Genomic DNA, 23164 nt, shown 5'->3' on the forward strand with positions numbered 1-23164 from the left:
TAAAAAAAGCCGCCGTGCCCTGCGAAGGGCCGGCGGCTTTTTGCCGGGCGCCTGAAACGTCAGGCGGCTGCGGCACTGAGGTGTTCGTAGAGGATGGCGCAACCGATGCAGATCAGCACCAGGCCGCCGACGATCTCGGCACGTTTGCCGGCGATATTGCCGAGTACCCGGCCGACCATCACCCCCAGCGTGACCATGGCGAATGTTGCGCAGCCGATGGCAACGGCCACCGGCACGATGGGAACGTCGATGAAGGCCAGGCCCACGCCCACCGCCATGGCGTCGATGCTGGTGGCGAAACCGGTGACGGCCAGCACCCAGAAGGAATGGCGTGTCGGCTTTTCTGCCTCTTCCTCTTCAGGAGCCTTGAAGCCTTCGTAGACCATGCGTGCACCCAGGACGCCCAGCAGCGTGAAGGCGATCCAGTGGTCCCACTGCTTGACGTAGCTCGCGGCGGCCAGGCCCAGCGCCCAGCCGACCAGCGGCGTCAGTGCCTCGATGACACCGAAGATGGCACCGGTGCGCAGCGCTTCGGACCAGCGGGGTTTTTGCAGTGCGGTTCCTTTGCCCACTGCGGCGGCAAAGGCATCGGTGGACATCGCCAGGGCTAGCAAGGCGGTGGAGACGAAATTCATGTGGGAAGCTTTTTGGCGGCCGGGCGAGCGCACGGGCGCGTCACCACTGCCCGACCTGTTGTCGTGCTGACGCGCCGATGGTCTCGCCAACCGGTGCAGGGCGCACAAGTTGCCGGCGCCACGGGCTGTTCAGGACAGCTCCGAGTATGTTGACGCAGGCGCTTCCGACGCTGGGTGCGGAAGCCGGCTACTCCCCAAGGGGTAGGCCGCGATTCTAGCCGCGCCATGGCTTACCCTTGGCGGATGAAATCCAAAGTGCAGTTCCGCATACGTATCTACCGAGACGAGGGCATTGCCATCGGCCCCGGAAAGATCGCGCTGCTAGAAGCCATCACCGGGACCGGCTCCATCTCGGCGGCGGCGCGGCAACTGGGCATGTCGTACCGGCGTGCCTGGATGCTGGTCGACGAGATGAACAAGGCGCTGAAGCTGCCGGCGGTCATCACCGCGGCCGGCGGATCGCATGGTGGCGGCACCGCGCTGTCGCCCACCGGAGAGGCCCTGGTGCGCCATTACCGCGCCGCCGAAGACGCCGCCAGGCTGGCCACGGCCGCGGAAATGACCGCCATGACAGGCCTGCTGGCCGACTGAGCGCCGCGCCGGACCCGCAGCGCGGACAATGCCGCATGCCCCAGCCACCCGCTTCCTTCTCGCCCAACGTCTCGCCCAACGCCGCAGGCGACGGCCAGCATCCCTACGCCACGCTCGGACCCGACACGGTACTGGACGCGCTGGCTTCCATCGGCCTGCACGGCGAGGGCCAGCTGATGGCCCTTTCCTCCTATGAAAACCGCGTCTACCAGGCCCGCCTGGAAGACGGCAGCCAGGTGGTGGCCAAGTTCTACCGGCCCGGCCGCTGGACCGATGCGCAGATCGCCGAGGAACATGCCTTTTCGGCCGAGTTGAGCGCCGCCGAGGTGCCCGCCGTGGCACCGCTGGTGCTGCACGGCGCCACGCTGCACCACCACGCCGGTTTCAGCTTCAGCGTCAGTCCCAGACGCGGCGGCCGCACGCCTGAACTGGACGACGACGAGGTCCTCGAATGGATCGGCCGGTTCCTGGCGCGGCTGCACACGGTGGGCGCGACCCGGCCCTTCACCACCCGGCCGGCGTTGAACATGGCCACCTTCGGCGAAGAACCGCGCGACTGGCTGCTGCAGCACCATGCGGTGCCGCTGGATGTGCTGAGCGAATGGCAAGGCGCCTGCCGCGAGGCCCTGGACGCGGTGGCCGCCAGCGGCTTGGGCGCGGTCACGCCCCGTTCGACCGCCACCGAAGACGAAGACGACGAATACCAGGACGGCCCGCCCGACCAGCCGCTGCCCATCGCCGCGATCCGCCTGCATGGCGACTGCCACCCTGGAAACATCCTCTGGACACCGGCCGAATCGCCCGGCGGCGGTCCGCACTTCGTCGACCTGGACGACGCCCGCACCGGACCTGCCGTGCAGGACCTGTGGATGCTGGCATCCGGTGACCGCCGCCAGCGCACCGGCCAGCTGGCGATGCTGGTCGACGGCTACGAACAGGTGCGGCGTTTCGACCGCCGGGAACTGGCGCTGATCGAGCCGCTGCGCACCCTGCGCCTGCTGCACTACAGCGCCTGGCTGGCCCGCCGCTGGGACGATCCGGCGTTTCCGGCCGCCTTCCCGTGGTTCGGCAGCAGCGACTACTGGCGCGGGCAGGCGCGCACCTTGCGGGACCAGGTCGAGGCGATGGCAGAGCCGCCCCTGGTGCTTTAGGCGGTCTTGCGCAGCACCGACTCGACCAGGTCGAGTTCATGCATCAGGTGCCGCAGGGTTTCGTCGTTGATGCGGTTCCGCAGACGCAGCCTTTGCAGTTCGGCGCGCTCGGCCTGCAGCACCTGCAGGCGCAGGCGCATCTCCAGCGCCAGCATGTGGCGCGAATGGCCCCGGTCGCTGGTGTCCGGCCCGTCCTGCCGCAGCTGGTGACGGTAGCCGTGGTCGATGCGGGCACGGACCGCGTCATGGTCCTCCGCCTGGTCGGGCGGGCTGACCAGGCCGCCCAACGTCCGCAGCGCTGCGCGGGCGCTGCAGCGGCGGGCCCACTGGCGCTCGCGTTCTCCGTGCGTGTCTCCATCCGGGCCGGCCGCCGACAGCCGGCGCAGCAGGGGTGGCAGCAGCAGCGCTGCCAGTCCCATCGACAGCACGATGGCCAGGCCCGACAAGAACACCAGCAGGCCGCGCAACGGAAACGTTTCGCCGTCGGCCAGCGTAAGCGGCACACCCAGCACCGCGACCAGCGTGATGGCGCCCCGCACGCCACCGAGCGCACCGACCGATGCCAGGGTCCAGGACATCGGCTGGCCCGAGGTGCGCCGCCGCAGCCAGGGCACATGGCGCCGCAGCAGCCCCGCCGTCACGAACCCGGCGAAGCGCACCGCCAGCAGCAGAACGGTGATGGCCAGGCCGGTGCCCCACAGGTGCAGCGCGGCCGGGCTGAAGGGTGAATCCAGCAGGTTGAGCTGGTTGGGCAGCGCCCGCAAGATGCCGGACAGCTGCAGGCCGAGCAGCACGAAGACCAACCCGTCCAGGCCGTAGCGCATCACCTCGGCGGTATGCCGGGTACGTACCTGGCTGGCATTGAAACCGCTGCGGCGCAGTGCCAGCATGCTGGCGCTCATGCCCGCCGTGACAGCCGCCAGCACACCGGACAGGCACCAGTGCTCGGCCAACAGATAGGGAGCGAAAGGGGCCAGCAACAGCAGCAGCACCACCGGCAGTTCGGTGTGGTGCTCGCGGCCGCGCAGCAGTACGGCCTGCAGCCGGTCGAACGCCAGGCTGAACAGCAGGCCTACCGCCACGCCGCCGGCCGCCATCACCACGAAATCGGCCACCGCGCCGCCGGCCGAGAACTGGCGGGTCATGACCGCCGCCAGGGCGAACTTGACCGCCACCAGCGCCGAGGCATCGTTCATCAGCGACTCGCCTTCGAGGATGTTCTGCAGCCGCAGCGGCAGGCGTTGCCGCTGCGTCATGGCCGACACCGCCACCGCATCGGTCGGCGACAGCACCGCTGCCAGCAGGAAGGCCAGCGGCAACGACATCCCGGGCAGCAGCCAGCCGATGCCCAGCCCGCCGATCAGCACCGTCGCCAGCACCAGGCCGACCGACAACATCAGCACCGGCAACGACTGCGCACCCAGTTCGCGTTTGGAAATCAGCCAGCCGTCGGCGAACAGCATCGGCGGGATGAACATCAGCATGAAGACCTGCGGGTCCAGCGCCAGATGCAGGCCGGCGGCGGGCCAGCCGCAGGCGGCGCCGAGCGCCATCTGCAGCAGGGGTAGCGGCATACGCGGCAGTACCCGCGCTACGAAACCCGCCACGGCCACCAGCGCGAGCAGGCCGAGAATCGTCAACAACAAGGTCATGCCGGCACTCTAGGCGCGCGCAGCGTGCCCGACATGAAGCGCAGGTCAAGCGCAGGCTAAGCCCCGGTGAAACCCCGCTTCGACCGGTAAACCCCGTAGCAGGCCTTATTCGGGCTTGGCGCCGGTGGCCTGCACCACCTTGCCCCAGCGCACGATCTCGCTGCGCACGAACTTGTCGAATTCCTGCGGCCCCAGGCCCATGATGACCAGGCCTTCATTGGCGAACTTCTGCTTGAGGTCGTCCGACGCCAGCGCCGCCTTGGCAGCTGCGGCGAACTGATCCACCAGCGCCTTGGGCATGTTGGCGGGGCCGAACAATCCGTACCAGGAGCTGTACTCGAACCCGGGCACCGCCTCGCTCACCGTCGGCACATCGGGCATCGACGTCAGCCGCTGGCCGCTGGTCACGCCCAGCGCCTTGAGCTTGCCGCCCTTGATGAGTTCCTGCACCGTCGCCACGCCGGCGAATGCCAGGTCGATCTGGCCGGCCACCACGTCGGCCAGCGCCGGTCCGGTGCCCTTGTACGGGACGCTGACGATGTCGACCCGGGCATCGTGCTTGAGCATTTCGCCGGCCAGGTGGTTGGCGCTGCCGATGCCGGCGATGGCCAGGTTGAACTTGCCGGGCTGGGTCTTCGCAAGGGCGACCAGTTCCTTGACATCCTTCGCCGGAAAGTTGGGCCGGGTGACCAGCACGGCCGGCGAACTGGCCAGGCCGCACAGCGGCGTGAAGTCCTTTACCGGGTCGAAGGGCAGCGACGGGTACAACGATGCGTTGATGGCATGGCTGGTGTAGCTGATCAGCAGCGTGCTGCCGTCGGCGGAAGACTTGGCCACCGCCTGCGCGGCGATGTTGCCGGCGGCACCCGGACGGTTGTCGACGATGAACTGGCGGCCGTTCATCCGTTTGCCCATTTCGTTGGCTACCGCTCGGGCCACGATGTCGGTGCCGCCGCCGGGCGTGGCGCCGACCAGCAGCCGGCTGACGTTCTGCTGGGCCAGCGCGTCGACGCTGGGCAGCACACCGGTGGCGGCCAGCAGGGCCAGTATTTCGCGTCTTTTCATGGGTTTGTCTCTTTCTTGTTTTGGAACGGGAACGGCGGGCGGATTCAGGCGGCCGAAGCCTCCGCCGCCGCTGTCGCCCTGCCTGGTTTCCAGGCCTTCAGCGGCATCCCCAGTGCAGCCGCCTGGCGTTTTTCATAGGCCAAGTATTCCGGCGAGATCGCGCTGCCGCGCACCCCGCCGCGCACCGCGCCGGCACGCACGTCGCCGTAATACTCTTCCCACTCCGGCGGCAGCGGCTGCGACGACGGAATCGACAGCCACAGGCGCAGCAGGTGCCGCTTCTGGTCGGGTTCTTCGAAGTCCTCGAAGGGGGTGCGTGAATGCAGCGTGACGTAGTTGTTCAGCAGCTGCATGTCGCCGCGTTCCAGCTCCATGGTGAAACACAGCAGCGGGCTGGGCATCAGCTCGTCGAGCAGGTCGAGCGCTTCGGTCTGCAAGGAGGTCAGGCGCGGAACTTCGGCGAAGTCGCGCTGGGCGGCGTCGGTGTTCTTGCGGTTGGTGCGGGCCGAAAAATGCTGCGGGTCGTTGCCGAAGATCGGGCATCCATAAAACGGCGGCTGGCTCGGGTCCTGCGTGCCCTGGTAGCTGTGGAACCAGGTCTGCTGCAGCACCGGGATCAGGTCGGGACGCAGGCGCTGCACCTCGTCGCGCAGGGCGATGGAGCTGATCACCTTGCTGGTGCCGCCCTGGCGCGCGGTGCGGCGGCACAACAGGCCGACCACATCGCAGGAGTCCTGGTGGAAGTCGAGGCCGGCGTTGGTGTTGTAGCCGCGGCCACCCTTCACCTTGTAGTCGCCGCCTTCGTTGCGCACGTCGTTCATCACCTGGCTGGCGCGGTTCTGGGTGCGGCCCACGCCCATGTAGAGGCTCATGCCCCAATAGGCCAGGCGGGTATCGTCCTCGTTCCAGCGGTCGACCGGGAAACCCTTGACCAGGCACATGCCCCAGCGCCCCTGGGTGGTGGCGATCGCGCGCTCCAGCGCCATGCGCGACACGTCGGGCAGCGGATAGTCGGACTGCTGCATGTCGAGCATGGCTTTGCCGGCGGCGCGGGCGTGGCGCAGCGCGGTGTCGAAGCCGTCGGCCTCGGCGGCGGTGAGGCGCTGCACCCAGCTGTTGTCGGCGCGGGCTTCTTCGGCGGTCCAGGCGCGGGGCGCGCCGTTCGATCGGGTGGCGGTGTTCATTTGTCTCTGTCTCCTTGGCTTGACCAGGTTGCCCAGTCTAGGCAAGCGAAGGAGAACAAAATAGCGCAGTTCCTTCATGTCTTTGGTAAGGGAAATTGATGAAGATCGACGCTTTTTCCACCCTCGACGCGGTGCTGCGCGGCGGCACGCTGGCCGCTGCCGCCGCCGAGATGAACCTCACACCCAGTGCCGTCAGCATGCAGATGAAACAGATGGAGCTGTACCTCGGCCAGCCGCTGTTCGACCGATCCGGCCTGCAGGTGCGGCCGACGCGACTGGCGCACGAAGTGGCCGGGCTGATGCGCGATGCGCTGGGACAGCTGGAATCGCTGCGCAAACGGACCTCCGTCGCCATCGGAGGTGCAGTGCGGCTGGGTGTCATCGAGTCGATGCAGCCGGTGGTGCTGCCGGGTGTCATCGGTCATCTGCGGGAGCGTTATCCGCAGCTGGAACTCAAGCCGGTACGCGGCCGCAGCGCCGGCCTCACCTCCCAGGTGAAGGCCGGCGAACTGGACGCCGCCCTGGTGGCCCAGCCCGAGGACGGCGGCTCGGTGCGGTTGCGCTGGCAACCGATGCTGCGCCGCGAACTGGTGCTGGTGGCGCCGCCCAACGCACCCGAGACCACCGTGGCCGCGCTGTTCCGCCAGCACGAGTGGATCCGCTACGACCGGGGCACCATCACCGGCGCCATGGCCGCCCGTTTTGCCGCGCAGGTACGCGACAAACGCGGCAGCAGCCTGGAGTTCGACAACGCCGCCGCCATCGTGGCTATGGTCAGCGCGGGGCTGGGTATTTCCATCGTGCAGATCGCCGATCCGGCCATCTGCCAGACCTATCCGGTGCGGGTGGTGCGGCTGGGGCGTGGTGCGCCGGTGCTGCAGCTTTCGCTGGTCACCCGCAAGGCCGACGACGACAACCGGCCGGTGGCCGCCGTGCGCGATGCGGTGCGGTCGGTCCTGATGGCGGCGCAACGCAGCCGCACTGCCAGCGGGCTATAGCCGCAAGGGAAGTCAGGCCGATGTCGGCGGCAGCTGCAGCCGCACCAGCGTGCCGCCGCCTTCCGGCGCCTCGGGCACCGGCAGGCCGCCGCCCATCTGCCGCAAGGCCTTCTCGGCGATGGGCAGGCCCAGGCCGGTGCCGTCGGGCGCCACATCCGCGCCGCGCCAGAACGGCGACAGCATGCGGCGGCGGGTTTCCTCATCCAGCGCGGGGCCGTTGTCGAATACGGTGACATCCCAGCCGCTGCGGCCTTCGGTCTGCGCCACATCGACCTCGACCTGCGTGCCGCCGTACCGCAAGGCGTTGTCGACGATGTTGTGGAACGCCTCTTCCAGCAGCAGCGGCGCCACGCGGCAGACCACCGGCCGGTGCAGGCCCAGGCCCGGGCCGCGCACCAGAGTCTTGCCGGCGGCGACGGCGGCCGGCTGCAATTGTTCGACCACCTGGTTCAGCATCACCCGCAGGTCGACCAGCTCGGTGGCCGGCGCGTCACCCGCGGCACCGGACCGTGCCAGCACCAGCAACTGGCGCACCAGCCGGGTGGCGTGGTGGGCGGTAGTGTTCAGCGTCTCGATCACCTCCCCGTCCGGCGGTCGGCCAGGGTCTGTGCGCCAGGTGCGGTGCAGGTCTTCGACCAGCAGCTTGATGCCGGCCACCGGCGTGCGCAGCTGGTGGGCGGCGTCGGATATGAAACGCCGCTCGTCGGCCACCGCGGTGCCCAGCCGGGCCAGCAGGTCGTTGGTGTGCTGCACCATGCCGCGCAGTTCGTCAGGCACTTCGGCCAGCGGCAATGGCGACAGGTCGTCGATGCCGCGCCGTTCGATGGCCGCGCTGATCGCCTTGGCCGGTGCCAGGCCGGCACGCACGCCGAGCAGGATCAGCGGCACGATGATGAAACCCAGCGCAGCCGCCGGCAGGAAGATGGCCTTGGCCAGCTCGCGGGTCACCTGCCGGCGTTTGGCCAGCGACTCGCCGACGATGACCCACACCGCTTCGGCCTGCAGGGGTTTTTCGAGCCTCAGCGCCACCAGGCGCAACGGGCCCCAGGGCGTCTTTTCTTCATAGAACAGTGCCGAGCCCGCCGACTGCCGGTCGGCGTCGGCCGGCAGCAGAAGCTCGGCATTGCCCACCAGCAGCCGGCCGCCGTCGGTGCGGACGCTGAAATGCGACGGCGCGAAGGAGTCGTAGACCAGCGACGACGCGGTACGCGCATCGGCCGAGAACCGCGGGCCGGTGCCTTCCCAGCGGATCTGCGATGCCAGCGCCACCGCGTCGTCGCGCAGGCTGCGATCGAAGGCGTCTTCGGAAGACCGACCGGTGAGCCAGAAGGCGGCCAGCGCAGCCGTCACCGCCGACACCACCCACAGCCACAGCAGCGGCGTCAGCAGCTTGTTGCGAAGGCTGAAAGTCCGCTGGCTGCCCTTGGCTGCGGGGGTGCGGGCGCTCATCGGTTCAGACCGGTTCCATGGCGTAACCCACGCCGCGCACGGTGACGATGTTCACCCCGCAATCGACCAGCTTGCGGCGCAGCTTGAGGATGTAGATCTCCACTGCGTTGGCGCTGAAATTGGTTTCCCAGCTCGACATGGTCGAAACGATGCGCGCCTTGGGCACCGCAGCGCCCTGGGCCGCCATCAGCAGTTCGACCAGCGCCGCCTCGCGCGGACTGAGCGCCAGCCTTTCGTCACCGCGCCGCAGTTCGCGGCTGTCGGTATGGAAGGCCAGGCCGCCGACCCGCAACACGTTGGTCACGCCCTGGTGGCGGCGCCGGGTGATGGCCCGCAGCCGGGCCACCAGTTCTTCGGATTCGAAGGGTTTGGCCAGGAAGTCGTCCGCACCTTCGTTGAGGCCGCGGACCCGGTTGGCCAGGTCGTCGCGGGCAGTGAGGATCAGCACTGCCATGTCGAGTTTCTGTTCGCGCCAGCGGCGCAGCACGTCGAAGCCGTCGCGGCGCGGCAGGCCCAGGTCGAGCACTGCCGCCTGGTATTCGGCTACCGCCGTGGCGGTGAGCGCCAGTTCGCCGTCGCTGGCCACATCGACCTGCCAGCCCTCCGCCTGCAGCACCCGTGAAATGCCCAGGCGCAGGGCGGCGTCGTCTTCTACCAGCAGCACCCGCATGCTCAGCCTCCGGCCCGCGCTGGCGGATGATGTTTCGGGACGGGCGAAGGTTCGGTGGACCGGCGTTTCATGGCGCCGATTGTGCGGGAACCGGCGCTCCGGCCAAACCCTCAGGCAGCCGCGCCGCAGAAGGTGAAATCGACTTCCGGCTTGCGGCCGGATATCAGTTCGGCCAGCGCCCGGCCCGAGCCGCAACCATGCGTCCATCCCAGCGTGCCGTGGCCGGTGTTGAGGAACAGGCCCTGCACCTTGCTGCGCCCGATGTAGGGCACGTTGCCTGGCGTGGCGGGCCGCAGCCCGGCCCAGAAACTGGCGAGTTCCGGGCGGCTGACGCCCGGAAAGACTTCCAGCGTGCGCCGCACGATGGCGTCGCAGCGCACCGGATTCAGTTCGAGTCCATAGCCGTTGAGTTCGGCGGTGCCGGCGATGCGCAGCCGGTCGCCGAAACGTGAGAACACCAATTTGTATTCGTCGTCGGTCAGGCTGACCTGCGGCGCCTTGGATGCGTCCAGCACCGGCAGCGTGGCCGAATAACCCTTGGCCGGATAGATGTCCAGCGACAGGCCCGCGCTCTTCGCCAGCAGCGGGCTGAAGCTGCCGGCCGCCAGCACGTAGGCGTCGCCGCGCACCATCTCGTACATGCCTTCCTCATTGGCGATTTCCACGCCGGTCATACGGCCGCCTTCGGTGCGCAGCGCCTGGATACGCACGCCGTAGCGGAACTGCACGCCCCGCTCGGCCGCCCTGGCCGCCAGTCCGGTAGTGAATTTGTGCACATCGCCGGACTCGTCGGCGCTGGTGTAGGTGGCGCCGGCCAGGCGTGGGCGGATATGGGCCATGGCGGGTTCGATACGGACCACTTCGTCGGCGTCGACCACGTCGCGTTCGCAGCCCAGTTCACGCATCACCCGCGCCGGTTCCAGCGCCAGGTCGAACTCCTGCTGGCTGGTGTAGTAATGCAGGATGCCTTTTTCGAGATGGTCGTATTCGATGCCGATGTCACGGCGCAGCGCCTGCAGGCTGCTGCGGCTGTAGGTGCCCAGATTGAGCAACTGGATCATGTTGTGGGTGCTGCGTTTGGCCGGGCACTCCATCAGGAACTTCAGGCCCCAGCGCCACTGGGCGGGATCGGCACGCAGCCGGAACAACAAGGGGGCGTCCTCGCGGCCCAGCCACTTCAGCAACTTGAGCGGTGCGGAGGGGTTGGCCCAGGGTTCGGCGTGGCTGACCGAAATCTGCCCGCCGTTGCCGAAACTGGTTTCTCGGGCGGCACCGGCGTTGCGTTCGAGCACGGTGACTTCATGTCCGGCCTGTTGCAGGTACCAGGCGGTGGCAGTGCCGATGACACCGGCGCCCATCACGATGACTTTCATGGGAAATCTCCAGAAAAGGAAAAGGGCAGCCGGGGATGCATTTTTTATAGCGCATCACCGCTGCCCCACTGTCCTTTTGCCTGAGAGATTCACCGCGCTCGACGAGCAGCGGCTTGCACCTTCGGCGGCTGCATCGGCGGATTGAACCTGCCGGCAGCACTCTCCAGTTTTTTGAGATTTCCAGTCCTTTGACCTGAGCGTTTTGGGTGTACGCCTTCGGTAGTCGCCTTGCGGTCGAGCTTCTCCTGGAGTCGCGATTATGCCGATGGACGTTGAGGTGTGGCCAGTTGTAAGTAACTGGCATCGGAAAATAGACGGTAAAAACATCCGCACAGATATCCGTAAAAGTCCTATAAAGCCTTTTCAGATCATCGGCTTGCAGCAAAAGAAAGATCCGCAAAAATGCCCGCAGGACCTCTTGACCACCCCGATCAGCTGGAACCCTTGCTACCAGCCGAACGCGCCATGGAGCCAGTGTTGGAAAAGGCCCACGACCTGCGCGCCGAATCCGCCCGACTGGCGGCTGGGTGCCCGCCCGGCGTCAGCCAGGAGCTGACCCGAATGCTGCGCGCCATGAACTCCTACTACTCCAACAAGATCGAGGGAGAACACACCCGGCCACTGGAAATCGAACAGGCCCTGTCGCAGGAGTTTTCCAACGACGCTGAAAAAGCGCGGCTGCAGCGCCTTGCAATTGCGCATATCGCAACCGAGCGCTGGATTCACGAACAAGCGCCTGCCACCCAGGCGCTGTATTCGCCGCCTGCTCTGAAAGACATCCACCGCCACCTGTTCTCGCAACTCGATGCCGCGGATCGGTTGGTGCAACTGCACGGCGTCGACGGGCAAGTCACCGATCAGGTCGCGGTCGTGCCGGGCGAACTGCGCCAGCGCAACGTGGCCGTGCGCCGACACGTCGCTCCGGCCTGGGAGGCATTGCCCGACCTGCTGCACCGCTGGTCGTCGGTCTACGGCACCGTACGCCGAGGTGAACTGCAGATCGTCGCCGCTGCCGCCGCCCACCACCGCCTGGTGTGGATCCACCCTTTCTACGACGGCAACGGCCGTGCCGCCCGACTGCATTCCCTGGCGGTGCTGCGCTCGCTCGACCTCACCGGCGGCCTGTGGTCGCCCTTGCGCGGCCTGGCCCGCAGCAGCGACGCGTATGCCGAAAAACTGGCCAACGCCGACATGCCCCGCATGGGCGACCTTGACGGGCGTGGGCAACGCAGCCAGCGCATGCTGGTCGAGTGGATCGATTTCTTTCTGGACATCTGCCTGGACCAGGCCCGGTTCATGGCCCGGCTGCTGAACCTGCAGGACATGGAGAACCGGCTGGGTGCCCTGCTGGCGCATGAAGAAAAAGTGGTGCGGCGTGGCATCCGAATGGAGGCGCTGCGGCCGTTGCACTATCTGTTTGCGACGCAGGGCGAGTTGGGGCGTGGTGACTTCGCCAGCATGACAGGGCTCGGGGACCGGGCCGCGACGACCTTGATCGGACGGCTGGTCGAAGCCGGCCTGCTGGTGTCCGACACACCGCGTGGGAAGCTTCGGTTCGGTGTGCCGATGGCGGGGCTGCGCTTTTTGTTCCCGGGCTTGTGGCCGGAGGCGGAGGCGGATGTAGCGTCGTCCGTCGGCTAGGTCAGACCGTCGGCAGCATCCAGTCTTCCGCCCGCGCCAGCGAGCCGTCGTCACCCAGTTTGCGCAGGCCGACATCGGCCACCCAGCCCATGCGGTCGGCCAGGTATTGCATCAGCTGCAGGCGCTGGTTCAGGTCGTCGGTCGATTCGCAGGCCTCCTGGCGGTCGCGCGAGATGCCGAGGGCCGCGCTGGCCAGTTCACCCAGGTGGCGCAATGCGCTGCGGGCGTCGTCCAGGTCACGTGGCGACGGGTCATTGACAAGGGGGTTCATGGTGGCTCCTGCTCATTCGACTCTGCTGTGAGAGAAACCGCCGCCATCCGGATGATGGCGGCGGCTCGAACAGGTTGGCGTACCGGCTTGATGCAGGTGCAGATCCGGCAGGGCGTGAGCCCTCCCGCCCGAGCCGCCATTAACGGATCGAACGAGGAAACCGCAGCACCTTCCAGTCCTACGGATTCACCTGCATCAAAGGCGGGACGCCAATCCCGATCGCGCTTTTTTTGCGCGACGGCGGACTTTAGCTCAAGGCCGCGATCCCTCAAACCTCCACGAAAAACTGGCTCGGCGTCTGGTCGAACTGCCTGCGGAACATGGTCGCGAATGCGCTCGGGCTTTCGTAGCCCAGCGACAGCGCGATGTCGATGACCTTCTCGCCCGTGGCCAGCATCTCCAGCGCCCGCAACAGCCGCGCCTGCTGCCGCCACTGGCCGAAGGTCATGCCGGTCTGCTTGACGAACAGCCGCTGGATGGTCTTCACGTCGACCGCCAGCCGTTGTGCCCATTGCGCCATGGTGGAGGCGTCGTCAGGCTGCGTCTGCAGCTGTCCGCAGATGCGCAGCAGGCGCGGGTCGGTGGGCATCGGCAGGTGCAGCGGCAGGGCGGGGAGCACCCGCAGTTCGTCCAGGATCAGCCGCATCACCCGACCGTCGCGGGTGCCGGGCGCATACGGCAAGGTGACATCCATGGCGGCCCGCACCAGCTCACGCAGCAGCGGCGATATGCCGACCACCTGGGTCTGCGACGGCAGGCCGGGCGCGGCGTCGGGACTCACCAGCAGGCTGCGCATATGGACTTCGCCGATGCAGCGTAGCTCGTGTGTCATGCCGCCGAGCATCCACAGGCCCCGGGTCGGCGGCACCACCCATCGGCCGGCTTCCGTGGAGACGACCATCACACCCTGCACCGCATAGATGAGCTGGTGCCTGCCATGCGAGTGCGGCTCGATGAACCAGCCGGCCGGGTAGTCGGTGGCGCGGCCGGTGATGGGCGACGATGCGGCATCGATCTCCGCGAGCATGACCGACAGGGCTTTGGGGCGACGCGACTGCGCTGGTGACTGCATGTCGTTTTTGCGAGGGTTATTGGTGGATTGGCGCGAGACAGGCCAGGCCCAGCTGCCGATAATTTTGGCATGCGGGCGTTCGAGACCCGTGCCGAGAACCACTACAAGACCATCCAGACCATGAGCTTTTCCGCAGTACCGACCTTGCAGGCCATACCGGCCTCACCGCAGAAAACCAGGCCCGCCTACGGCATCCTGGCGGCCATCAGCAGTTCGCATATGGTCAACGACATGATGCAGTCGCTGATCCTGGCGATGTATCCGATCCTGAAGGGCGAGTTCTCGCTGAGTTTCGGCCAGGTCGGCCTGATCACCCTCACCTACCAGCTGACGGCTTCGCTGCTGCAGCCGCTGGTGGGCCTGTTCACCGACCGCAAGCCGCTGCCGTATTCGTTGCCCTTCGGCATGCTGTCGACGCTGATCGGGCTGATGCTGCTGGCCTTCGCGCCCAGCTTCGCCATCGTGCTGCTGGCGGCGGCCTTCGTGGGCGTGGGATCGTCGATCTTCCACCCGGAATCGTCGCGTATCGCCCGACTGGCCTCGGGTGGCCAGCATGGGTTCGCACAGTCGGTGTTCCAGGTGGGCGGCAACACCGGCACGGCCGTGGGGCCGCTGTTGGCGGCGCTGGTGATCGTGCCCTTCGGCCAGCGCAGCGTGGCCTGGTTCGGGCTGGCCGCGCTGGGCGGCATCTTCCTGCTGATGAAGGTGAGCCGGTGGTATGCCACGCACCACATCGGCGGCGCGGCGCGCAAGAAGCCGGCTGCTGCTGCGCCCTACCCGCGCAAGGTGGTGATCGGCGCAGTGGTCGTGTTGCTGGTGCTGATCTTTTCCAAGTATTTCTACATGGCGGGCATCAGCAGTTTCTACACCTTCTTCCTGATCGAGCGTTTCGGGCTGAGCGTGCAGGACGCGCAGCTGCACCTGTTCTTCTTCCTGTTCGCGTCGGCCGTGGGCACCGTGCTGGGCGGCCCCGTCGGCGACCGCATCGGCCGCAAGCCGGTGATCTGGGTGTCCATCCTGGGCGTGGCGCCGTTCGCCTTGCTGCTGCCGCATGCCGACCTGTTCTGGACGACCGCACTGACCATCGTCATCGGGCTGGTGCTGTCTTCGGCGTTCTCGGCCATCCTGGTCTACGCACAGGAACTGATGCCGGGCAAGGTGGGCATGGTGTCGGGGCTGTTCTTCGGTTTTGCGTTCGGCATGGGCGGCCTCGGTGCGGCCGTGCTGGGGCTGTTGGCCGACCGCACGAGCATTGCTTTTGTGTATCAGGGGATCGCGTATCTGCCGCTGCTGGGAATCGTCGCGGTGTTGCTGCCGAAGCGGGTCCGCATCACCTGAAAATCACCGGATGACCGAATCCGAAAAAGCCGCCGCCGGCCTGCTGTACGACGCCAATTACGACCCCGCGCTGCTGGCGCAGCGCCAGGCGGCGAAGGAGCTGGTGTTCGACATCAACCATACGCATCCACGTGACGTCGAGGCGCGCAATGCCCTGCTGCGCCGGCTGCTGGGCCGCACCGGCAAGGCCTTTGTCATCGAGTCGCCGTTCCACTGCGACTACGGATTCAACATCGCGGTCGGCGAGAACTTCTACGCCAACGTCGGCCTGGTGATCCTCGACGGCGCCAGGGTGACCATCGGCGACAACGTGTTCGTCGCGCCCAACGTGGGCATCCACACTGCCGGCCATCCGGTGGACGTGGAACGGCGCAACCTGGGACTGGAATACGCCCGCCCGGTGACGATTGGCGACAACGTCTGGATCGGCGCGTCGGTGACCATTCTTCCAGGCGTGACCATCGGTGCGGGCTCTGTCATCGGGGCAGGCACCCTGGTGCGCCACGACGTCCCGGCCAACGTCGTCTATGCCGGCAACCCGGGCCGGGTGGTCCGTGAAGTGGGCGACGCGGACCGGGCTGCCATGACAATCGGCGCATGACGAACCCCGCCGCCGCCCCGTTTCCCAAGGTCTATTTCGCCGGGCCGGATGTTTTCTTCAAGGACGGCGCGGCCATCTTCCAGCGCCTCAAGGACGCCAGCGCCGCGCTGGGCCTGGAAGGCATGGAACCCTTCGACGGACAGCTGGACATCGCCGCCGGCGAGAGCGGAGACGCCTTCGCCCTGCGCATCTACGAAGGCAACGTTGCGCGCATCCGGGCATGCGACGGGGTCATCGCCAACCTGGGGCCGTTTCGCGGGCTGGAGCCCGACTCTGGCACGGTGTTCGAAGTGGGTTTCGCCATCGCACTCGGCAAACCGGTGGTGGGTTATCACGTCTCCCACGAAACCTATGCCGCGCGCGTGGCCGGCCAACTGCCGTGCACCACGGACGCCGACGGCACCGTGCGAGAGACCGGCAACGGCAGCATGGTGGAAGGCCTGGGGCAGCGGATCAACCTGATGCTGTCGCGGTCGATCGAACTGGCGGACACCGCAGAGGCCGCACTGGAGCTGTTGGCAAGGCGGATACACCGTGGCTGATAAGATTAATTCTCATTTGAAATCTTCCGGACACCTGCCAAAGATGAGCACCACCGTTGCGCTGTCCCTGCGCCTGAAAACCGAGACGTCCGCGGAGCACGAGCGCATGCACCGGCTGATGGCGGAATGCGCACCGTTCGCCAGTCGTGAACGGTATGCGCGGTTCGTGGCCGCGCAATACCTGTTCCAGCGCGACGTCGAGCATCTTTTCGCCGACCCGCTGGTGCAGGCAGCGGTGCCGGACCTGTCGATGCGTGGCCGTGCCGAGGCATCGCTGGCCGATCTTGCCGACCTCGACACGCAAGCGCCCGTCGAAGGCATCGCGACAAGCGCCGTGACCATGCCGGAAGCCCTGGGATGGATCTATGTGTCGGAGGGCTCGACCCTGGGTGCGGCCTTCCTGCTCAAGGAAGTCGACGAGAAGCTGGGCCTGCACGCAGGCTTCGGCGCCCGCAATCTCGCGGCCTATCCGGAAGGACGCATGCGGGTCTGGAAGCGGTTCGTCGAGGCACTGGACGCTGAGAGCCTTCGCCCGTCACACCAGTCGGTGGTCGACGGCGCACATGCCGCCTTCCGGCGTTTCGGCGACTTGCTGACACGCGAATTCGCACGGGACGACAGCACGGCGTAAAACCCGACAATCCTCCCTCCATGCCGACCGACCCAGCACCGCCAGACCAGCCCCTCCGCTCCGTACCACCTGTTGCGCGCTGGTTGCTGCTGGGGTTTGCCGTGCTGTGCCTGGTGATGGCGGTGATCGGCGTCATAGTGCCCGGCATGCCGACCACCGTGTTCATCCTGATGGCGGCATGGGCCGCGGCACGCAGCTCGCCACGTCTGCATGGCTGGCTGATGAACCACCGTCTTTTCGGACCGATGCTGCACAACTGGCACAACGGCCGCACGGTAAGCCGGCGGGCCAAATGGAGCGCTGCCGCAGGCATGGGGCTCTGCGCGCTGGTCATTGCAGTCACCGCCCACCGGGCCTGGGTGGCCGGGTTGGGCATCGGATGCATGGCGGTTGTGCTGGCGTGGCTTTGGCGGCGGCCGGAGCCGAAGGCTTGAGCCAGTTGGAGCTCGCCAAGCAAAAAGCCCCTGACCATTTCTGATCAAGGGCTTGTGCGTTTGGTGGCCTGGGACGGAATCGAACCATCGACACGCGGATTTTCAATCCGCTGCTCTACCAACTGAGCTACCGGGCCTGAGCCTCGCAGTTTAGCATGGTTTTTGGCCTTGCCTGCAAGACTTCAAGAAAGATTGCGTTTCGCCCTGCCCAGATCCACGCCAAGCTGGCGCAGCTTTCGGTACAGGTGCGTGCGCTCCAGCCCGGTCTTTTCCGCGACCCGGGTCATGGAGCCGCCCTCCTGCACCAGGTGGAATTCGAAGTACGCCTTTTCGAAGCCGTCGCGGGCCTCGCGCAGCGGACGGTCGAGATCGAAGGACTGATGCTGGCGCGGGCCGCTTTCCGCAGCAGGGGCCGCATGCTGGACCTGCGGCACCTGGGCCACTGGCAACGAGCCGGCGTAGCTGTCCGACACGGTGCGCTGAACGGCCATGAGCGGTGGAGCGCTGGCCAGCTTGGGAGGCGCTGGCGGCGGCAGGCTGCGTTGCAATGCGTTCTCGACGCTCTTCAACAGCTTCTGAAGCGTGATGGGTTTTTCAAGGAACGCATGGGCACCGATGCGGGTCGCCTCGACGGCCGTGTCGATGGTGGCGTGGCCGCTCATCATGATCACCGGCATGGACAGGGTGCCGGCCGCGGCCCACTCCTTCAGGAGCGAGACGCCGTCGGTGTCGGGCATCCAGATGTCGAGCAGGACGAGATCGAAGCTGCCTGCAGCACGGGCGTCCCGGGCCTGCGACGCGTTTTCGGCGAGTTCGACGCTGTGGCCTTCGTCATTGAGGATTTCCGAAAGCAGGTCTCGGATACCCAATTCGTCGTCGACCACCAGGATATTTGCCATTGCTGAGACTGCGTTAAGCAGCCAGGGAAGTCTGCTGAAGGAAGTGCTTGCGAAGCCGAAGTGCCCGCCGCGGGGAGCGGATCAGGCTTCGGCCTCCAGGGGCGCAAGCGGCAATGATAGCGACACTTGCGCGCCCGGTGCGTTACCGTCACCGGTACGGTTGCCGATGTCGATGCGGGCGCCATGTTCGTCGGCGATCTTGCGCACCACCGCGAGGCCCAGTCCGGTGCCCTTGGCCTTGGTGGTGACATAGGGCTCGAAGGCCCGCTGCAGGATGTTTTCCGGGAAGCCGATCCCGGAGTCGATGACCGACAGGCGCACCCGCCGGGTCGATTCGTTGAAGCGTGTGCGGATGAGCACGGCCGGCGGTTCGGCGTGATGCGCGGCCTCGGTCGCGTCCTGGGCGTTCTGCACCAGGTTGTGCAGTACCTGGCGCAACTGTTGTGCGTCACCCAGCACCGGCGGACATGCGGGGTCGTATTCAGCCCGTACTCCGACCACGGAATGGTCGGCTTCGTACAGCTGCAGCACGTCGGCCACCAGCACGTTCAGGTCTACCGGTGCCAGTTCGGCGGTGGGCAGGCGCGCGTAGTCGCGGAATTCGTTGACCAGGCGTTTCATCGCGTCGACCTGTTCGACGATGGTCTTGACCGACTTGGTCAGCACCGCCTGCCCCGCCGCGTCGACCTTGCCGTCGAGCTTGAAGGCCAGGCGTTCGGCCGACAGCTGGATGGGCGTCAACGGGTTCTTGATCTCGTGGGCCAGCCGCCGCGCGACTTCGCCCCAGGCCCTGGAGCGCTGGGCCGAAACGATCTCGGAGATGTCGTCGAACACCAGCAGCCGGGTGGCGGCCGGCAGTTCGGCACCGCGGGCGACTACGCTGGTGGCGTCCTGCTGCGGACCGGAAGGCGCGGCATGCAGTTCATACGACTGTTGCCAGTGGCCGATTCCGTGGGTGTCGTGGTCGCCGAGCAAGGCGTCGAACTGCGCCTGGATGTCGCGGCCGAAGTTTTCCAGGCCGGGCACGTCCTGCAATGCCTGGCCTTCCAGCGCGGCGAGCGGGACGCGCAGGATGCGGGTGGCGCCAGGGTTGGACGACAGGATCCGGCCGGCGGCGTCGAGCACGATGACACCGGCGGTGAGGTGGTCGAGGATGGTCTGCAGGTTGGCGCGGGCGGTGTCGACCTGGTGCATGCTCTTGTCGATGGCCGAACGGGCATCGGACAACTGCTGGGTCATGACCGCGAACGACCGGGTGAGGCCGCCGAGCTCGTCCTTGCCCTGCAGCACGGCCTTGGGGCTCAGATCGCCGGCGGCGACTTCTCGCACACCTTCGGCCAGCACCAGCAGCGGCCGGGCGAGCTGGTTGCCCAGCAGCACGGCCAGCAGCACGGCGGCGAACACCGCCAGGAACAGGGTCAGGGTGAGCGTGCCGATGTACATGCGGCGCAGGCCTCCTCGCGCCAGGGCACGTTCCTGGTATTCGCGATAGGCCTCCTGCACCGCGATGGCGTTGGCGACCAGTGTGGGCGGCAGCGATTGTGTGACCTGCAGGAAGCGGGGCTCGGCGTTGAGTTCCATGCCGGTGGTGGTCACCAGTGCCATCGCCTTGATGCGGGCTTTGGGTGGTGCTTGTGGATTGGGTGCGCCGGCCACCACGGGTTCGTCCAGCCCCTCGATGACGACGGTAGAGCGCTGGCTGCGGGTGTTGCGCAGGATCTGGGGAGACGGTCGCTCCGGGCTGAGTTCGAACCGTGACTGGCCGGCGCTGGCGACCATATGGCCGCTGGCGTTCCATAGCACCACGTCGCTGGCGCCCAGCTGGTCGCGGATTCGTTCCAGCGCCAGGCCGGCCCCGGCGTCGGACAGGTTGGCGACCTGGGTGCCGGCGTTGCGGGTCTTGCTGGCAAGGTCGTTGGCCAGGGCCTCGAGCGTGGATCGTCCCAGGCTGAGACCGGCGTCGAGCGCACCTTCCACCTTCACGTCGAACCAGCTTTCGATGGAGCGTGTGACGAACTGGTAGGAAACGGTATAGATCAGCATGCCGGGCAGGAAACCCAGCACGGCGAAGATGATGGCCAGCTTCATCAGCAGCCGGCTGCCGAAACGCCCGCGCCGCAACCGGACGAACAGCCGCAGCCCGATCCAGCCGATGACCGACAGCAGCAGCACCGCCACGACCACGTTGACGCCGAACAGGCGCACGTAATTGCGTTCGTACAGCGCGCGGTTGTCGGTGGCGTCGGTCAGCAGGAACAGCAGGACCAGCGCGATGGAGACCACGATGGCCGCGCCGACACCGACGGCCCAGCGCATGGCGCGCGAACCCAGCAGCGAATAACGCTCCTGCGGGTTGTGGGTGCCGGGGCTCAACGCACCAGCACGGCCGGATCGACCGTCAGGGAACGTTCGGCCTGCAGGCTCCAGTCGGAACGCCCTGCGACGCCCATCTGCAGCGGCCGCGGCAGCTGCGAGGTGTCGAGCCGGAAACCGAAGTCGATGCTGTAGCGGCCTTGCTGGTCGAGCTGCACCACGTCGGCGATGCGCCAGCGCGAGATGCGTTTGACGGCATCGAGCGCCTCGGCGAGTTCATCGAAATTCTGGCTGAGGGCCACGCCGACGCCAGGATTGAAAGCAGTGGGCGAGACGTTGAGCCGGAAACGCCGGGTGAGCGGCTGATAGACCAGGCGCATGTGGCGTTGCGAGTAGGCGACGCGTTCGTCGGCCCAGTACCAACGCTCCCGCATGACCTCCGCCTGGGCGACAAAAAACAGGGCGACACCCTTGAGCAGGGCGTCTTCGACCAGCGGCGGAAGGTCGAAACCGACCGCTGCCCACAGATAGAGTGCGTCTTCGCTGCGCTCGAGGCGCAGCTGGGGCACATCGACCGGATGAACGTCCGCGCGCGCCGTTCCTGCGGCAACGCTCAGCAGCAGGGCCGGCGCGGCGCGCAACAACACGCGCCGACGCGCATCAGGTGCCACGTTTTTGCAGCAGGGCGTAGAAGAAGCCGTCGTGATCACCGGCCAGATTGTCGGCGACACCCATCGCCATCGCGGCATCGCTTGGAAGCAAATGGCCTGGAGACGGCCGTAAAGCCGCATCGGTGTTGTGCGCAAGAAACGCTTCGATCTGGTGCTCACCCTCTTCGCGGAATACCGAACAAGTGCAATAGAGCAGACGGCCGCCCGGCTTGAGCAATGGCCACAGACGGGTGAGCAGGCCGGCCTGGATGATGGCGAGCTGGCCGATGTCGCTCTCGCGGCGCAGCCAGCGGACATCGGGCTGGCGCCGCACGATCCCGGATGCGGTGCAGGGCGCGTCGAGCAGGATCGCGTCGAACGGTTGCCGGTCGAGGTGCTGCGGCCACCAGGCCGACGGCTCCTGGGCATCCGCGGCCAGCACCTGGGCGCGGTCCTGCAGGCCCAGGCGCGCCAGGGTCTGGTGGATACGCTCGCAACGCTGCGGATCGATGTCGAGCGCAGTAACCGACATCGGGGACTGGCTGCCGGCGTATTCCAGCAGGTGGGCGGTCTTTCCGCCAGGTGCGGCGCAGGCATCGAGTACCCGTAGCGGCTGGCGCAGGTCGAGCCCGCCGAGCAGCAGCGGCGCCGCCAACTGGGCGGCCGCGTCCTGCACCGAAATCTCGCCGTCGGTGAAGCCGGGAATCTGGTCGACCGGCAGCGGCTTGCCCAGCACGATGCCCCATTCGCCCGCCGGATAAGCCATCAGGCTGGCGGCTTCGAAACGCCGCAGCATCGCGTCACGACTGGTCTTCGCGCGGTTCACCCGCAAGGTCATGGGCGCATGCGAGTTGTTGGCGCGCAGGATCTCCTGCCAATGGCGCGGATGGTCGCGCTTGAGGCGTTCGATCCACCAGCGTGGATGGTTCCAGGCCGCCAGCGGCTCGGTGTCGGTGGCGGCCACCAGCGCATCCTGCTCTCGCAGGAAGCGGCGCAGGCAGGCATTGATGAAACCCGACTGCGGACGCATCGCCGGATTGCGTTTGGCGGCCTCCACTGCCTGGTCGACCAGGGTGAAAGGCTCGTAGGGCGCGTCCGCCTGGCGCCAGATCAGGCCCAGCGCTGCGCACAGCAGGGCGTCGGGCAACGGCGGCGGTGTACGGGTGGCCAGCTTTCGGCGCAGGGCTTCGGCCCGGCCCAGCACCCTCAGCACCTGGAACACCAGCGCACGGACACCCGGGCGCAGGCCCGCCGGCACGGATTCGAGGGCCGCTGGCGCGGAACGGCCGGCACGTACCGCGGCCAGCACTTCGGCGACCTGCTGAAGCTGTTGCCACAGTTCGGGAGAGGAATGGGAAGCCGGTTGCGACACTTGGGAAATAGGTAGGTGAGAAGTCAAAAAGAAGAAGACCGGAACGACGGGTTTAGAAGACCTGCGCGCGGCGCAGCCGCATCACCCAGGCCAGCACCGCCGCCGGGAACTGCCCCAGCGCGGTGTTGTACTGACGCACCGCCTGGTTGTACGAATCGACCGAGAGTTGCACCTGCGTATCGCGCTGCTCCCACAGAAGGTGGATGCTGCCGGGCTGGGCCGGGCCGCCAAATCCCGGGGTCTCGACCAGCACACGCTGCCAGGCATCCCGAAGCACGTCGCGTGCCGCTGCCAGGGCGGAGATGTCGGCGCGACGCTGCGGGCGCTGCCGGGCCACTGCCAAACAGGCGCCCAGCTGCAGGGCCGCGGCCCGCAATCCTGCCCAGGCTGCCTCGTCAGCCGCCTGCTGTGCATCGACATCTGCGACCGCATCTGCTGCGGACGGCGCCGGCACCAGTTCGAGCCAGGGGCCGATGGCCGCATCCAATGCAGCAAAGGCCTGCAAAACCGACGCCCGCAGCCGCGTCAGCCGGTTGTTGGCACCGACTGCCCAGAACGCCAGCACCGCCGGCACGACCCACCACCACAAGCTCCAACGCATCGCGCGAGTATCTCCAAGTTTGAAAAAACAA

23 protein-coding genes, 1 tRNA gene and 1 riboswitch are annotated in these 23164 nt (G+C 67.1%); of the genes, 9 read left to right on the forward strand and 15 right to left on the reverse strand.

Features of this window, described 5'->3' with window-relative positions:
- Positions 1–59: 59 nt before the first annotated feature.
- Positions 60–635: a manganese efflux pump MntP gene (gene mntP / locus AC3ANW_RS19915; protein ID WP_488342570.1), complete on the reverse strand. Its 576-nt coding sequence runs from the start codon at positions 633–635 to the stop codon at positions 60–62.
- Positions 636–878: 243 nt separating this feature from the next.
- Here mntP and AC3ANW_RS19920 point away from each other — a divergent pair, with 243 nt between their 5' ends.
- On the forward strand, positions 879–1226 hold the full coding sequence (locus AC3ANW_RS19920; RefSeq protein WP_488345468.1) for a winged helix-turn-helix domain-containing protein: 348 nt from the start codon (positions 879–881) through the stop codon (positions 1224–1226).
- Positions 1227–1261: 35 nt separating this feature from the next.
- Positions 1262–2377, forward strand: a complete 1116-nt coding sequence (locus tag AC3ANW_RS19925; protein ID WP_488342571.1) for a serine/threonine protein kinase — start codon at positions 1262–1264, stop codon at positions 2375–2377.
- Here the strand turns inward: AC3ANW_RS19925 and AC3ANW_RS19930 are convergent.
- From AC3ANW_RS19930 to AC3ANW_RS19940, 3 genes are all read right to left on the reverse strand, one after another.
- A complete protein-coding gene (locus tag AC3ANW_RS19930; protein ID WP_488342572.1) occupies positions 2374–4029 on the reverse strand; it encodes a Na+/H+ antiporter in 1656 nt (551 codons plus the stop codon). The genes AC3ANW_RS19925 and AC3ANW_RS19930 overlap by 4 nt on opposite strands.
- Positions 4030–4134: 105 nt before the next feature.
- Positions 4135–5094, reverse strand: a complete 960-nt coding sequence (locus tag AC3ANW_RS19935; RefSeq protein WP_488342573.1) for a tripartite tricarboxylate transporter substrate binding protein — start codon at positions 5092–5094, stop codon at positions 4135–4137.
- 44 nt (positions 5095–5138) lie between these two features.
- Positions 5139–6278, reverse strand: coding sequence for a TauD/TfdA family dioxygenase (locus AC3ANW_RS19940; protein WP_488342574.1), 1140 nt, complete (start codon positions 6276–6278; stop codon positions 5139–5141).
- A 98-nt stretch (positions 6279–6376) separates the two neighbouring features.
- Between AC3ANW_RS19940 and AC3ANW_RS19945 the strand changes: the two genes are divergently transcribed.
- A complete protein-coding gene (locus AC3ANW_RS19945) occupies positions 6377–7276 on the forward strand; it encodes a LysR family transcriptional regulator (protein ID WP_488342575.1) in 900 nt (299 codons plus the stop codon).
- 12 nt (positions 7277–7288) lie between these two features.
- On the opposite strand, the gene AC3ANW_RS19950 is transcribed toward AC3ANW_RS19945, so the two are convergent.
- From AC3ANW_RS19950 to AC3ANW_RS19960, 3 genes are all read right to left on the reverse strand, one after another.
- On the reverse strand, positions 7289–8725 hold the full coding sequence (locus tag AC3ANW_RS19950) for a sensor histidine kinase (RefSeq protein WP_488342576.1): 1437 nt from the start codon (positions 8723–8725) through the stop codon (positions 7289–7291).
- A 4-nt stretch (positions 8726–8729) separates the two neighbouring features.
- A complete protein-coding gene (locus AC3ANW_RS19955; protein WP_488342577.1) occupies positions 8730–9395 on the reverse strand; it encodes a response regulator transcription factor in 666 nt (221 codons plus the stop codon).
- Positions 9396–9505: 110 nt separating this feature from the next.
- Positions 9506–10768, reverse strand: a complete 1263-nt coding sequence (locus AC3ANW_RS19960) for a D-amino acid dehydrogenase (RefSeq protein WP_488342578.1) — start codon at positions 10766–10768, stop codon at positions 9506–9508.
- A gap of 58 nt (positions 10769–10826) precedes the next feature.
- Positions 10827–10945: riboswitch (glycine riboswitch) on the reverse strand.
- Positions 10946–11170: 225 nt separating this feature from the next.
- Between AC3ANW_RS19960 and AC3ANW_RS19965 the strand changes: the two genes are divergently transcribed.
- A complete protein-coding gene (locus tag AC3ANW_RS19965; RefSeq protein ID WP_488342579.1) occupies positions 11171–12409 on the forward strand; it encodes a Fic family protein in 1239 nt (412 codons plus the stop codon).
- A 1-nt stretch (position 12410) separates the two neighbouring features.
- Here the strand turns inward: AC3ANW_RS19965 and AC3ANW_RS19970 are convergent, their stop codons facing one another.
- Both AC3ANW_RS19970 and AC3ANW_RS19975 read right to left on the reverse strand, forming a co-directional pair.
- The gene (locus AC3ANW_RS19970) at positions 12411–12680 is read right to left on the reverse strand and encodes a hypothetical protein (protein ID WP_488342580.1); all 270 of its coding nucleotides are present in this window, start codon (positions 12678–12680) and stop codon (positions 12411–12413) included.
- Between the two features lie 268 nt (positions 12681–12948).
- Entirely contained in the window at positions 12949–13752 is an 804-nt protein-coding gene (locus AC3ANW_RS19975; RefSeq protein WP_488342581.1) for an AraC family transcriptional regulator, read from the reverse strand.
- Between the two features lie 120 nt (positions 13753–13872).
- Here AC3ANW_RS19975 and AC3ANW_RS19980 point away from each other — a divergent pair, with 120 nt between their 5' ends.
- From AC3ANW_RS19980 to AC3ANW_RS20000, 5 genes are read left to right on the forward strand one after another with little or no spacing between them, the layout of a single operon-like run.
- On the forward strand, positions 13873–15090 hold the full coding sequence (locus tag AC3ANW_RS19980; RefSeq protein WP_488345469.1) for an MFS transporter: 1218 nt from the start codon (positions 13873–13875) through the stop codon (positions 15088–15090).
- Positions 15091–15100: 10 nt separating this feature from the next.
- Entirely contained in the window at positions 15101–15691 is a 591-nt protein-coding gene (locus AC3ANW_RS19985; protein WP_488342582.1) for a sugar O-acetyltransferase, read from the forward strand.
- Positions 15688–16233, forward strand: coding sequence for a nucleoside 2-deoxyribosyltransferase (locus AC3ANW_RS19990; RefSeq protein WP_488342583.1), 546 nt, complete (start codon positions 15688–15690; stop codon positions 16231–16233). Before AC3ANW_RS19985 ends, AC3ANW_RS19990 begins: the two co-directional genes overlap by 4 nt.
- Before the next feature lie 43 nt (positions 16234–16276).
- A complete protein-coding gene (locus AC3ANW_RS19995) occupies positions 16277–16864 on the forward strand; it encodes a biliverdin-producing heme oxygenase (protein WP_488342584.1) in 588 nt (195 codons plus the stop codon).
- A gap of 20 nt (positions 16865–16884) precedes the next feature.
- Entirely contained in the window at positions 16885–17298 is a 414-nt protein-coding gene (locus tag AC3ANW_RS20000; RefSeq protein ID WP_488342585.1) for a YbaN family protein, read from the forward strand.
- Between the two features lie 61 nt (positions 17299–17359).
- On the opposite strand, the gene AC3ANW_RS20005 is transcribed toward AC3ANW_RS20000, so the two are convergent.
- From AC3ANW_RS20005 to AC3ANW_RS20030, 6 genes are all read right to left on the reverse strand, one after another.
- Positions 17360–17435: transfer RNA gene (locus tag AC3ANW_RS20005), tRNA-Phe, on the reverse strand.
- A gap of 45 nt (positions 17436–17480) precedes the next feature.
- Entirely contained in the window at positions 17481–18197 is a 717-nt protein-coding gene (locus AC3ANW_RS20010) for a response regulator (RefSeq protein WP_488342586.1), read from the reverse strand.
- A gap of 81 nt (positions 18198–18278) precedes the next feature.
- Positions 18279–20513 (reverse strand): sensor histidine kinase, encoded by a 2235-nt coding sequence (locus tag AC3ANW_RS20015; protein ID WP_488345470.1) that lies wholly within the window; start codon positions 20511–20513, stop codon positions 18279–18281.
- A gap of 53 nt (positions 20514–20566) precedes the next feature.
- Positions 20567–21157: a DUF4390 domain-containing protein gene (locus AC3ANW_RS20020; RefSeq protein ID WP_488342587.1), complete on the reverse strand. Its 591-nt coding sequence runs from the start codon at positions 21155–21157 to the stop codon at positions 20567–20569.
- Between the two features lie 13 nt (positions 21158–21170).
- Positions 21171–22532 carry a 16S rRNA (cytosine(967)-C(5))-methyltransferase RsmB gene (gene rsmB / locus AC3ANW_RS20025; RefSeq protein WP_488342588.1) on the reverse strand — a complete coding sequence of 454 codons (1362 nt, stop codon included), beginning with the start codon at positions 22530–22532 and terminating at the stop codon, positions 21171–21173.
- A 52-nt stretch (positions 22533–22584) separates the two neighbouring features.
- On the reverse strand, positions 22585–23133 hold the full coding sequence (locus AC3ANW_RS20030; RefSeq protein WP_488342589.1) for a LemA family protein: 549 nt from the start codon (positions 23131–23133) through the stop codon (positions 22585–22587).
- Between the last annotated feature and the right edge of the window lie 31 nt (positions 23134–23164).

This window comes from Xylophilus sp. PBN-3R (assembly GCF_057747805.1).

What these genes read in the sequence shown, in the direction of transcription:
- mntP (WP_488342570.1), bottom strand. Translation starts at nt 635, where the DNA reads ATGAATTTCGTCTCCACCGCCTTGCTAGCCCTGGCGATGTCCACCGAT.
- AC3ANW_RS19920 (WP_488345468.1), top strand. Translation starts at nt 879, where the DNA reads ATGAAATCCAAAGTGCAGTTCCGCATACGTATCTACCGAGACGAGGGC.
- AC3ANW_RS19925 (WP_488342571.1), top strand. Translation starts at nt 1,262, where the DNA reads ATGCCCCAGCCACCCGCTTCCTTCTCGCCCAACGTCTCGCCCAACGCC.
- AC3ANW_RS19930 (WP_488342572.1), bottom strand. Translation starts at nt 4,029, where the DNA reads ATGACCTTGTTGTTGACGATTCTCGGCCTGCTCGCGCTGGTGGCCGTG.
- AC3ANW_RS19935 (WP_488342573.1), bottom strand. Translation starts at nt 5,094, where the DNA reads ATGAAAAGACGCGAAATACTGGCCCTGCTGGCCGCCACCGGTGTGCTG.
- AC3ANW_RS19940 (WP_488342574.1), bottom strand. Translation starts at nt 6,278, where the DNA reads ATGAACACCGCCACCCGATCGAACGGCGCGCCCCGCGCCTGGACCGCC.
- AC3ANW_RS19945 (WP_488342575.1), top strand. Translation starts at nt 6,377, where the DNA reads ATGAAGATCGACGCTTTTTCCACCCTCGACGCGGTGCTGCGCGGCGGC.
- AC3ANW_RS19950 (WP_488342576.1), bottom strand. Translation starts at nt 8,725, where the DNA reads ATGAGCGCCCGCACCCCCGCAGCCAAGGGCAGCCAGCGGACTTTCAGC.
- AC3ANW_RS19955 (WP_488342577.1), bottom strand. Translation starts at nt 9,395, where the DNA reads ATGCGGGTGCTGCTGGTAGAAGACGACGCCGCCCTGCGCCTGGGCATT.
- AC3ANW_RS19960 (WP_488342578.1), bottom strand. Translation starts at nt 10,768, where the DNA reads ATGAAAGTCATCGTGATGGGCGCCGGTGTCATCGGCACTGCCACCGCC.
- AC3ANW_RS19965 (WP_488342579.1), top strand. Translation starts at nt 11,171, where the DNA reads ATGCCCGCAGGACCTCTTGACCACCCCGATCAGCTGGAACCCTTGCTA.
- AC3ANW_RS19970 (WP_488342580.1), bottom strand. Translation starts at nt 12,680, where the DNA reads ATGAACCCCCTTGTCAATGACCCGTCGCCACGTGACCTGGACGACGCC.
- AC3ANW_RS19975 (WP_488342581.1), bottom strand. Translation starts at nt 13,752, where the DNA reads ATGCAGTCACCAGCGCAGTCGCGTCGCCCCAAAGCCCTGTCGGTCATG.
- AC3ANW_RS19980 (WP_488345469.1), top strand. Translation starts at nt 13,873, where the DNA reads ATGAGCTTTTCCGCAGTACCGACCTTGCAGGCCATACCGGCCTCACCG.
- AC3ANW_RS19985 (WP_488342582.1), top strand. Translation starts at nt 15,101, where the DNA reads ATGACCGAATCCGAAAAAGCCGCCGCCGGCCTGCTGTACGACGCCAAT.
- AC3ANW_RS19990 (WP_488342583.1), top strand. Translation starts at nt 15,688, where the DNA reads ATGACGAACCCCGCCGCCGCCCCGTTTCCCAAGGTCTATTTCGCCGGG.
- AC3ANW_RS19995 (WP_488342584.1), top strand. Translation starts at nt 16,277, where the DNA reads ATGAGCACCACCGTTGCGCTGTCCCTGCGCCTGAAAACCGAGACGTCC.
- AC3ANW_RS20000 (WP_488342585.1), top strand. Translation starts at nt 16,885, where the DNA reads ATGCCGACCGACCCAGCACCGCCAGACCAGCCCCTCCGCTCCGTACCA.
- AC3ANW_RS20010 (WP_488342586.1), bottom strand. Translation starts at nt 18,197, where the DNA reads ATGGCAAATATCCTGGTGGTCGACGACGAATTGGGTATCCGAGACCTG.
- AC3ANW_RS20015 (WP_488345470.1), bottom strand. Translation starts at nt 20,513, where the DNA reads ATGCGCTGGGCCGTCGGTGTCGGCGCGGCCATCGTGGTCTCCATCGCG.
- AC3ANW_RS20030 (WP_488342589.1), bottom strand. Translation starts at nt 23,133, where the DNA reads ATGCGTTGGAGCTTGTGGTGGTGGGTCGTGCCGGCGGTGCTGGCGTTC.